A 12,238-nucleotide genomic window follows, 5' to 3' on the forward strand; every position below is an offset into this window, starting at 1 on the left:
ACCAGGTCAGACTGCGTTTCGAGCTCGAAAGCATCACAGAGAATACGACCTTCGTCCATCGCAAGCCTTACGGGGCACAATAACATTTTCATGCACCTGGGTGCACCCCCGGTGCATGGGAGACTGCGTTGAGGCTTTAGATTGCCGATATTCCGCGCCGTGTTCTTCGTGGCCGTTTTCAGCGCCGGAATTTTCATGCGCGTGCGCGCCCCTTTCTTTGTGCCATATGGCCGGAACAGGTAAGCGATAAATGCAGGCCAATTTTCAACGGTCGAAATTCAGCCTGCATATCTGTATCTATAAGCATGCTTTAATGCAAAATCCTCTCTTTTGAGTCCCTCCGGGTTCCAGATCTATCGACATACCCCAATTGAAATACCGTTTCTGAACGGCTAGCTCAGAGGACCGAAATATCGTAGATTAGGTTTTTCTAAAAAACTTGTTGCGGACCTCGCATCGAATAACTAGAATGCGTCAATCCGGATCAACAGCGTCGGGCACCCTTAAAATCTGTTTTCAGAGCAGATCAGAGGAGGGATACCGGATGGGCCTGATCCGGTATCTGAGATTAACCATTTTTGACAGAGGAAACCCACATGAGACATCGGATACCCAGACTTCTTTTGCTGGCACTGTCAATGGCAGCGGCAGCGTGGACGGGCTACGCACAGGGGGGTGGGTCCAGCACCTCGCTCAACGGAACCGTCATTGATCAGACCGGGGGTGTCATCCCAGGGGCGGAAGTGGTGGTCAAGAACAATGCCACCGGCGCTGAGGCCAAGGCTGTCACCTCGGAGAACGGGACCTTCTCGATCCCGTTCCTGACTCCAGGAACTTACACCGCGACGGTCTCGGTGCCGAATTTCAAGCAGGCGATCATCAAGGAAATCGTGCTCGTCGCCGGCACGCCCAGCGCGATCCGGGTTACGCTCGAGGTCGGCGGTTCGAGCGAAACCGTCACCGTGCAGGCGAATGCGGAGCTGGTTCAATCGGCCACCGCGAACATTACGGCCACGCTGAACACAACGCAGCTCAGCAGCCTGCCGCTGTCAACGCGCAGCGCATTTGACTTTCTTATCAATCTGCCAGGGGTAGACTCGACATCGGGTGCCCGCAACGCCACCGTGGCCGGACTGCCGAGAAGCACGGTTAACATCACCATTGACGGTATCAATAGCCAGGACAATTTCCTGAAAGGCCAGATCGGCGGCGATGGCATGTTCAGCATGATCCAGCCACTTCTCGATGCTATTCAGGAAGTGACGCTGTCCACGGCGACGCCGGGCTCCGAGGCTGCAGGACAGGGAGCGATTCAGATAAAATTCGTCACGCGTTCCGGGAACAATGACTACCACGGCGCCCTTTACGAGTACCATCAAAACAAGGCGCTCAACGCCAACAGCTGGTTTTACAATCGTGACCGGAATCCTACCTATGACGGCTCACAGGATCCCTGCACCACGGCGCAGATGCAGACTCAGTTCGATAAATGCAAGGCACCGCGCGACCGTGTGATTCGCAACCAGTTTGGGTTCCGCCTGGGCGGCCCGATCTCGCTCCCCAAGAGGCTTTTCGGCCCTCTGGGCTTCAATGGCCGCGACCGGGCCTTCTTCTTCCTCAACTACGAGGAGCTTCGCGAGCCCCAGGCGACACAGCGGACCCGAACGATTTTTAATCCGTTAGTCGATCAGGGCATCTACCCCTATACCGTGGGAAACACCACGCAGACCGTGGATCTGATGGCGCTGGCAAGAGCCAACGGCCAGACCTCCACCTTCGATCCCACGGTCCAGAAACTGCTGGCGGACATTCGCGCGGCCACCACTTCGACCGGTACCATAAAAGCGCGTACGGATCCCACCTATCTGGATTATTTGTTCGCCAACACTCCGATGTCCATTCGCAAGGCGCCCACGGCCCGTTTCGACCTCAACTTGACGAACAGCCACCGCCTCGAGGGCAGCTGGAACTTCATGCAGTATCCTCCCTGGCTCGACACTCTGAACAGCGCGGACTATGCATTCCCCGGGTTCCCGAACTTCGGCACCCAGCTGTCGAACCGTTACTCCACCTCGATTGCGCTGCGCTCCACCCTGACGCCCCGGCTGGTCAACGAGCTGCGCTTCGGCATGTCCGCGGGCAGCGTGCTCTTCTGGCCGGAAATCAACGCCGGGCAGTTTACCGGTACAGCGGTCGGCAACCAGGACGGCTTTGCCCTTGGCATCAGCGCCGCCGGCATCTCCAATGCCTACTCACGCCGGAATCCGGAGCGCCGCAACGCTCCCAATGTGAGCCTCTCCGAGACACTGAGCTGGAGCAGGAGTTCGCACAGCTTCAACTTCGGCGCCTCCTTCACCAATGTCGGATTCTGGCTATGGGATCAGAACGTGGTGCCCTCGATCAGTTTCGGCGTGGACAGCACCTATGACCCTGCGTATGTCATGTTCAACGCGTCCAATTACCCGAAAAACTTCCCGAACGCGTCCCCCTCGCAGGTAAGCACGGCCCAGGGTATCTATGCCGTTCTTACGGGGCGCGTCACCCAGATCAGCGGGAACGCGGTTCTAAGCGAGACGAACAACCAATATACGTACAACGGCGCCCAGGTGCAGCGCGGACACATGCGTGAGTTGGGATTCTTCGCGCAGGACTCCTGGCGCATGCGTCCGAATTTTACCTTCACTTACGGCGCTCGCTGGGAGCTTCAGCTTCCGTTCGTGCCGCTCAACAATATGTATTCGTGGAATACCGTTGCAGATCTTTGGGGACTTACCGGTCCGGTGTCAGGAGGCTTCGGAAACGGCAAGCTCTATACACCAGGGACCCTGAACGGCAAGGCGCCGACGTACAATCTCTACAAATCAGGCGATCCCGCCTACAACACTTCCTACCACGACGTTGCTCCCAGTATCGGCTTCGCCTGGACCCCCAAGGGGACCGGTCTGCTCAGGCGATTCCTCGGCGAGAATGGCCAAACCGTGCTCCGCGGCGGGTTTTCTCTTGCCTTCAACCGCCCCGGCATGTACGACTATTCTTCCATGTTCGGCGCTAACCCGGGTATGACCATCAACGCTACCCGCAATGTCAGCAACGGCAACCTGGTCAGCGGCGTGGGAACCGACGTGTGGCCGCTTCTGTTCCGCGACAAGAGCCGTCTCGGCCCGCCTCCGTTTGCGAGCGCGCCGGTTTATCCGATTCAATCCACATCTGTGTCGGACCAGGTCAACATTTTCGATCCCAACACGAAAACGCCTTACTCCCTGTCCTGGTCCTTTGGGGTGCAGCGTGAGCTCACCCGGGACATGGCGCTGGAAGTGCGCTATGTTGCGACCCGCAACCTGCAGCCGTGGGTGCAGATCAACGTCAACGAGATGAATTTTGTCGAGAATGGCTTGCTCGACGAGTTCAAACTCGCAGCGGCTAACCTTCAGGCAAACATGGCGGCGGGGCGCGGAAACAATTTTAAGTACTACGGCAGCGGAACCGGTACTTCACCCTTGCCGATCACGCTCGCGTACTTCAGCGGCGTTCCCGCTTCGCAAGCCGGGGATACGACCAAGTACACCTCTTCCAACTTCACGAGCTCCACATTCGTGAATACGCTTGCCAAATACAATCCAAATCCAAGTTCCTACGGGAGCAACCTGCAGAATGACGCAACGCGGCGCCTCAACGCGCTGACCGCCGGCTTGCCGGCCAACTTCTTCTACGTCAATCCGACCGTCTCCTCCGGAGGCGCATGGATCTCGACCAACTCGGGCTTCAGCAGGTACGAATCGCTGGTGGTGGAGCTGCGCCGCCGCCTGTCCCGGGGACTCCTGGTTCAGGCCTCCTACACCGTCGAAAAGGGTCTCCAGTCCTCGCGACTCTCGTTCAGGACACCGATGATCACGGTGCTCAACGGCGGCGTGATGCCGCAGGTGTTTAGAGTCAACTGGGTTTACGAGCTTCCATTCGGCAACGGCAAGATGCTGCTCTCCGGCACGCATGGCGTTCTTGAGCGAATTGTCGGCGGCTGGGAATTCCAGGGAATCGGCCGCATGCAGAGCGGCAGCCTGCTGAACTTCGGCAATGTCAGGCTGGTCGGCATGACCCTGCAAGACTTGCGGGGTGCGGTCGGCCTTCGCTTCGATGACGCAAACAAGCAGATCTATTACGAACCGGACGATATGCTCAAAAACACGATCGCAGCCTACAACACCAGCGCGACGACATCGACCGGCTACAGCGCGGCCTTCGGCGTTCCCACCGGACGCTACATCTCGCCCGCAAACAGCGGCGGATGCATCCAGGTGGTGGCCGGCGATTGCGCTCCCAATACGGCCTATGTCAGAGGTCCGGGATTCTGGAACTTCGACATGAGCCTGGCCAAGAAGATAAGGTTCACTGAGCAGTCGAACTTCGAATTCCGGGGCGAGTTCATCAACATCTTCAACAATGTTAACTTCAACGGCACAACCTGCACCAGTTCCAGCCAGACCTGCGGGCAGGTCGGCGGGATGCAGGGAAGCAATAGAGTCATCCAGCTGGTCGCGCGGATCAACTTCTAGCGTTATCCTCGCTTCTCAGGACGAGCGGGACACGGCATGCCGTGTCCCGCTACCGTCTCGAATCAACGACAACAACAATCGATGTCGACAAGGGTTCGGCTCCCTGGCGCGCGGTTTCTGGGCCTGGAGATGCGTTCTTGATCTGACTGTCTTGCGTAAGAGGGTGCGATGCCAATCTTCAGCCCCGGACACGGCTGAGCCCACCGATTGAAATCGAACCAGTTGAACCAGTCAGTCCCGGCCAGGGACGTTCTTGCCGGTCAGGCGCGGGTCCGGCTTTACCGTGAGAGGTTGCGTCCAGCTCTTTCCATCCACTGTCAGCTTCACCGTATAGGGGCCGGGTTGTGCCGGCGGCGCGCCTCCGCGACCGCCGCGTCCACCGGCGCCGGGGGCGGGAGCGGCGCGGAGATCCCACACCCAGCGATGCATGCCCGGCGCGGCGGACAGTATCTCCGGCGCAGGCTGCCAGAAGGCGGGATAGACGAGCGCGTCCGGATTTCGCGGAGGCACACGATCGTCACTGGCATAGCGGCGCAGGGTCCGGCCTTCCGCATCGAGGATCTCGAGCGATACGGGCGCCGTGGGTACCGCCCCCAGGTAGTAATCAATGATGGCCCCGTACGGCGGGTTCTCCGCGAACGGTTCGTCTTTGGGCAGGGGAGTGCCGTATTCGCTCCCCGGCGGCATGTTGACCCCATCGGCCGGCTTGAAGAGATACGCATACGACTTCGCGACCGCGTCGTTGATCTGGCGCAGAGCGGTGATATCGTCGAGCACCCAGAATCCGCGCCCGTGAGTGGCGACGATTAAGTCGTCGCCATGAATGGCAAGGTCGCGCATCGACACTGGCGGCAGATTGAGCTGAAGCGGCTGCCAGTCGTCGCCGTCGTCGAACGACACATAGACACTGAGCTCCGTTCCCGCAAACAGCAGCCCTTGCTGTACCGGATCTTCCTTCACCGTCTGCACATAGACGCCCGGGGGGAGGCCCTTTACAATCACCTGCCACGTCTCCCCGCCATCGCGCGTGCGATAGATGTACGGCTCGTAATCTTCGAGCTGGTGCCGCTCCACCGCGGCATATGCTTCCTTCGCGTCGAAGTGCGAAGCGTCGATCATCGTCACCTTGCTCCACGGCGTGAGCGCGGGCGGCGTCACGTTTCGCCAGGTCTTCCCATCGTCCGCAGTGACATGGATGTAACCGTCATCCGTGCCGACCCAGATCTGAGGCGCGCGCAGCGGCGACGGCGCGATCGTGTAAATGACGCCGCGGCGCTGGTTCGTCGGGGCGTCGGCCGCGGCGGATGCATCCAGGTTAGGCGGCACGCCGGGGTTCTCGCGTGTGAGGTCCTGGCTGATTTGCGTCCAGCTTTCGCCGCCATTCGTCGTTTTGTAGAGATACTGGTTGGCATAGTAGAGTGCACGCGGATCGGCCTGGGAAAATACCAGCGGCTGGGTCCACGCATGCCGGAACTGTCCGCGCTGTGCCGCGGATTCGGGCGAGACATTCTGGGTCGCCCCGGTAACGCTGTTCCAACGCGTGACGGTCCCTCCGTAGAGAATTTCGGGATGCAGAGGATCCGGGGCCGTGTAGCCGCTCTCGCCGCCGGCGCCCAGGCCGGTCCACTCGTGCATGGAGATTTCGGCGTGCGGACTGCGCGCGGGCGTGCCCAGAGCGCCGCTGTCCTGCTGCGCGCCGGTCACCCAGTACGGAAAGCGGTAGTCAGCCGCCACATGGTACAGCTGCGCCGTCGGCTGGTTGTACCAGGAACTCCACGTCGTTGCGCCGTCGACGCTGACGATGGCACCCTGGTCGCTGGCGAGAATCATACGGTTCGGGTCTTCAGGAGCGATCCAGAGCTGATGGTAATCGTCGCCGCCGGGCGCCCCTTTGATCGGGATCCAGCTCTTGCCCCCATCGATTGACTTATACAGCGCCGTATTCGACACGTAGACGATGTCCTGGTTTTTAGGATCGACGGTGACCTTGCCGAAATACCAGCCACGTCCCCAGACACGGTTGTCGCCGGAGATCCTGGCCCAGTTCGCTCCGGCATTGTCCGAACGATAGAGCCCGCCGTCCTTTGCATCGACAATTGCATAGACCCGCCCCGCGTTCGCAGGCGCGACGGCGATGCCGATGCGCCCGATACTCTCGGCGGGAAGGCCGGTGGCGAGCGGCTGCCACGTGGTGCCGCCATCGATGGATTTGAAGATGCCGCTGCCCGGCCCGTTGGATGGATTGTAGATGTACCAGGGCGGGCGACGCGTAGCCCACAAGGACGCGTAAATAACCTGCGAGTTCGCCGGATCAAGAGCCAGATCGATCGCGCCCACACCGTCGTTCTTGTAGAGGACCTTTTGCCAGGTGGCGCCGCCATCGCGCGTGCGGTACACGCCACGGTCGGGACTCGGACCGTAGGCGTGACCGAGCGCCGCGACGAATACGATTTCGGGATTTTTGGGATCAACAAGTACCCGGCCGATCTGCCGCGTTGCGTCGAGGCCGATATGTTTCCAGGAGCTGCCGGCGTCCGTGGATTTATACATGCCGTTGCCGAAGGAGATTGAATCGCGCATATCAGCTTCACCGGTGCCGACGTATACGATGCGGGGATTCGACGGCGCGACGCCGATGGCGCCGATCGAGGCCACCGGTTGCCCATCGAAAATCGGCACCCACGTGCGGCCGGCGTTCGTGGACTTCCAGACGCCGCCCCCGACCGAGCCAAAGTAGAAGGTGTTCGGCTGGCCCGGCACGCCGCTCACGGCGTTGACACGGCCGCCACGAAACGGCCCGATCATCCGCCAGCGCAGGCCGGAGTAAAGGTTTTGCGGATATGGCTGCCAGGCAAAAACCGAAGGCAGGCTGCAGGCAGCAATCATGGCAGCCAGAGCCAGGCAGAGGACATGTATTCTTCGAGGGAAAGTAGACATCGATGCTCTCTCCTTGCGGTAGAAGCAGAACGGCCCGAATTCAACGAGATTCTATCCTGGTTTGCGCGCTTGCGCCAGTTTCCCACCGAAATGGCGGATGAACACATAGCTGCCCGGCCTTGATCCAATCGACAACCGCAGAATACACGGCGCGTCATAGCCGCAACCGAGAAACCTCAACACAGAGTACGCTGAGAGCGCGGAAGCCGTTAACCGCAGAGGATTCGCAAGTTAGTAGTACATAAGACGGTTTTCGTGGACTTCGTGGTTTTTCCCAAGGAGCACCGTATCCCCAGGCTCCCTCGAATTTTGCTTGTCCCTTGGTGCCTTCTTAGGATAAAAACGCTCGCAAGCTCATACGGGTGGAAGGAGAGGAACATGAACCGACGCACACTGCTGAAGCTAGGTCTTGCCGCGACCGCCGGCGCCTCCAGTACTCCTCTAGGGGCAGGAGAATCCCAAATTCCGAAGGAAAACGTCTTGCCTTCCCCGGGCCACGTGGGGGTCCTGGTGGATACCACGCTCTGCATCGGGTGCCGCAAGTGCGAGGAGGCCTGCAACCGCCGGAACCACCTCCCCCGCACCGCCGAGTCCTTCTCGGACAGAGACGTGCTCCGCTCCTTCCGCCGGCCTAACGAAACCGCGTTCACGGTAGTGAATCAGTTCCCGGGAAGCCCTTCCCCGGATCAGGCAGGTGTTCCTCAGACCTGTGTCAAGGCCCAGTGCATGCACTGCCTCTTCCCCTCCTGCGTTTCCGCCTGCATTGTGGGCGCCCTGACCAAGTCCGCCGACGGGGCCGTGATCTATAATCCCACAATCTGCATCGGGTGCCGATACTGCCAGGTCGCCTGTCCGTTCGAAATCCCGGCCTACGAGTTCAACGAGCCCCTCAAGCCGCGCGTGCGCAAGTGCGAGTTCTGCACCGACAGGGCCAATGGCACCGGAGCCAACCCGGCATGCGCCGCCTCGTGCCCCACGGAGGCTCTGGTATTCGGCCGCCGGGCGGAGTTGGTGGTTATGGCCAGGGAGCGCCTGAAGCGGCGCCCGGACCGCTATGTCAATCATGTTTATGGCGAGACGGAAGTGGGTGGGACTTCCTGGATTTACCTGACCGGCCGGCCCGTTGAGGAAATCGGGCTGCTGAACCTCCCGGCAATCCCTCCCCCGCAGCGCACCGAAGCGATCCAGCACGGGATCTTCACATACGGCGCGATCCCGATCGCGTTTTACGGCCTCCTGGCCGGGATCATGTGGTACAACCGGCGGAAGCATCCGGAGGAAGAGCCGGACCCAGGGAGGACCCAAAACAGGCCCGCCGCTCATGGTCCTGGGGGAGGTGTAAAATGACCCCCGCAATCCACAACGATCATCCGCATCGGGTCATAAAACCCTTCTTCACTTTCGGCACCCTGACCCTTCTCATCTTCATGGGCGTCGGCTTCTCGTTCGGCATCACACGCATGCTCCTGGGGCTGGGCACGGTGACGAATCTGGACAATCACAATCCCTGGGGCATCTGGATCTCCTTCGACGTGGCCTGCGGCGTAGCTCTGGCAGCCGGCGGATTCACCACGGCGGCACTGGTGGATATTTTCGGCAGGAGAAAGTACAAGGCTCTTCTCCGCCCGGCCATCCTCACGGCGTTTCTGGGCTACCTCTGGGTCGCCATCGCGTTGAGCTTTGACCTGGGACGCTACTGGAACATCTGGCGCCCGATTTTCAATTGGCAGGGCAACTCGGTTCTTTTCGAAGTAGGCATGTGTGTGACTGCCTACCTCATAGTTCTGAGCATAGAGATGAGCCCATCCATCCTGGAGGGGCTGAAAGCCAGGATCGATCAGGGGGAATGGGGGGCCACCCTCCTCGGTCGCGTGGAGAAACCAATCCTCGCGCTTTACACCGGAATCCGGATCGTTTTGCCTCTGTTCATCGTGGCCGGCGTGGTGCTCTCCTTTATGCACCAGTCTTCGCTGGGCACGCTGATGCTCATCGCCCCCTCCAAGCTGAGTGCGCTGTGGGATACTCCCATCCTCCCCATCCTGTTTCTTCTGTCGGCGATGATGGTGGGATTCCCGATGGTGATCCTGGAGTCCATATATGCAAACATCAGTTTCGGCCGCAGCCCCGAGATGGAGTTGCTCACTCCCATGGCGCGAATCATCCCCTGGTTCCTTGGGACCTATGGTGCGGTGAAAATCGGGGACCTCATCGTCCGGCACAGTCAGCTCAATTTCCTCGAGCATCCTGCAGCCACGACTTCGTTGTTCATTGAGATCCTGTTGGGCATCATCGCCCCATTCCTGCTTTTCCTGAACAAGGCGGTGCGCCGGTCCATGGGATGGCTTTTCTTCACCGTCTCTCTGATCATCTTCGGCGTGGTTCTGAACCGCATCAACGTGTTCCTCGTGGGTTACAACCCTCCATACGCCACCAAAGCCTATTTCCCGTCGATCGGGGAGATCGCGATGACCGTTGCCATCGTCTCCAGCATCCTGTTCTGTTACCGGATGTTTGTGACGTTCTTCCCTATCCTGCCCGGATACGTGCCGACCACTGAGGTCCAGCTCGCCCGGATGCGTGAAGAGCGCGAGCGGACCGTGAATCCCTTCTGGACCTGGGTGATCCGCGGCACAGGGATCGCATGCCTCCTGGCTTTCATCGCGCTGTACAGCCTGGTGCACATCGAGGCCATCCAGGCCTCTGTCAGGACCGTCCAGGAGGTCTTGCGCATCACTACACAACAGCCTGTTCCTCAGGCGCCCACGGGGTCAACCGGGCCGGCCTACCCGCAGCGTCCTGCAGCTTATAAAAACTTCTATCTGCTGGACAGTCAGGTGTTGAAAGCCAGATCGGACGATTACGAGCCGGTGGGCTTCTCCCACCGGATCCACGACGAGTTGGTGGGTGGCGACTGCGGGGTATGCCATCACCGCTATGCGTCGACCGAGGGTGACCGCGTGGGGCAAGACATCAAGGAAATGCACGCAGCCATGGACATCAAGATGGGTGGCCCCTGTTCGGCTTGCCATGACGATATGGCCCCGAACCCTCCCCAGAGCTGCAACCGCTGTCACGGCCTGTCCAACGAGCCGGACGACCCTTCCCGCATCGGCCTGAAAGGCGCTTACCACCGCCAGTGCATCGGCTGCCACGAGCGCCAACTCAAGCCGGCGTCAGCGCCTACGGAATGCGCCTCCTGCCATCACCCCTGGACGCCCGACCATTCCATTCTGGCTTCTTTCAAAGGCAAGCCCAGTCCGCAGGAAGTGACCCGGACTTGCTTGAGCTGTCACGCGAAGGTGGGACAGGACCTGCTGAAAACTGCCCACTGGAACTGGAAGGGATACTCCCCGACGCTGGCAGGCTACGAACACCGGACCGACATCAGCCTCACGTTGATGGTGAACAACTACTGCGTCGCCATCGGCTCCAACGTCCAGCAGTGCATGTCCTGCCACATCGGTTACGGCGGGGTGGACAAGCGTTTCGACTTTACCGATCCGGCCAATATCGATTGCCTGGTCTGTCACGACACGACCGGCACTTACCGCAAGGATCCGCTCAAAGGAGGCTTCCCGGACCCATCATTGGATCTGATCGCGATCGCGCAAAAGGTGGGACGCCCCTCCCGGCAGACCTGCGGTTCCTGCCATTTTGAAAGCGGCGGGGCCACCAACGCCAAGCATGGCGACCTCGAGCCGGCCCTGGCGACGCCAAACACCAGTTCTGACCTGCACATGGGATCGCTGAACATGCGCTGCCAGGATTGCCATACTACCAGCGAACACAGGATCTCCGGGATGTCCTTGAGCGCTCCCGCAGTGGAGGGGCGCGTAGCCTGTGAAAAGTGCCATGGCCTTACCCCCCACGGCGTGGCAGGCGTGCTCAGCCGCCATCTGGACGACCACATCCGGGCCGTCGCCTGTGAAACATGCCACATTCCCTCCTTTGCTCACGACTCGCCGACTCTCCTGCGACGCGACTATTCGAAGGCGGGACAAAACCGTCCCGAAAGCCGGGACCGATATGGAATGCCGGAGTACGATAAGAAGTTCGGCGCTCTGATCTGGGGGAAGGACCTGTTGCCCACATACCTCTGGTACGACGGGACTCGCAATGCCTCCCTCGTCGGGGATAAGATCGACGCGTCGGCAACCGTGGTCCTCAATGCTCCCGTAGGAGAGAAACGCAGTCCGGCGGCACGCATCTTCCCCTTCAAGGTGCATACAGCGGTCCAGCCTTACGACACGGAAGACAATGTCCTGGCGATGCCCAATTTCCTCGAGGACTATTGGGTCCACTTCGACTGGGCCAAAGCCATCGCCGACGGGATGAAGCAGGTAGGTCTCCCATACTCGGGGAAGTACGGCTTCGTGGAAACCAAAATGTACTCCTCCATTCATCACGAGGTGGTCCCCGCCAAAAAGGCCCTGGGCTGCTCCGATTGCCACAGTCCGGAGGCTACCACCTGCACGCGCTGCCATAAGAACGCCCAGGGGATGACACTCCCCGCGCACCGTCTCGCAGTCTATCCGGAAGTGAAGAACCGGATCGATTTCAAGGCCCTGGGATATCCCGGCGACCCAGCCTTCGTGGGCGGGCGCTTCTATATCACCCTTGGCCGCGGTTCCCCACCCAAGTAAGAGATGAGGATCTTTGACCCGGTCATGGTGAAACTTTTTGATTACCGAGGGGTTATAGCGACCAGGAACCAGGAAATCTCTGGGGGGCTTCGAGTCCCTGGGTTTCAG

4 protein-coding genes are annotated in these 12,238 nt (G+C 60.1%); 3 read left to right on the forward strand and 1 reads right to left on the reverse strand.

Translation table 11 applies throughout. From position 1 onward, the window contains the following. The first annotated feature begins 596 nt into the window (after window positions 1–596). Window positions 597–4,550: a carboxypeptidase-like regulatory domain-containing protein gene (locus LAP85_08020; GenBank protein MBZ5496334.1), complete on the forward strand. Its 3,954-nt coding sequence runs from the start codon at window positions 597–599 to the stop codon at window positions 4,548–4,550. 231 nt (window positions 4,551–4,781) lie between these two features. Here LAP85_08020 and LAP85_08025 read toward each other — a convergent pair whose 3' ends face one another. Then, window positions 4,782–7,436: a glycoside hydrolase gene (locus LAP85_08025; GenBank protein MBZ5496335.1), complete on the reverse strand. Its 2,655-nt coding sequence runs from the start codon at window positions 7,434–7,436 to the stop codon at window positions 4,782–4,784. A 429-nt stretch (window positions 7,437–7,865) separates the two neighbouring features. Between LAP85_08025 and LAP85_08030 the strand changes: the two genes are divergently transcribed. Further along, window positions 7,866–8,834 (forward strand): 4Fe-4S dicluster domain-containing protein, encoded by a 969-nt coding sequence (locus tag LAP85_08030; GenBank protein ID MBZ5496336.1) that lies wholly within the window; start codon window positions 7,866–7,868, stop codon window positions 8,832–8,834. Then, window positions 8,831–12,130, forward strand: coding sequence for a Ni/Fe-hydrogenase cytochrome b subunit (gene hybB / locus LAP85_08035; GenBank protein MBZ5496337.1), 3,300 nt, complete (start codon window positions 8,831–8,833; stop codon window positions 12,128–12,130). Before LAP85_08030 ends, hybB begins: the two co-directional genes overlap by 4 nt. Window positions 12,131–12,238 lie beyond the last annotated feature (108 nt).

This window comes from Terriglobia bacterium (assembly GCA_020072565.1).
Lineage (GTDB): Bacteria > Acidobacteriota > UBA6911 > UBA6911 > UBA6911 > JAFNAG01.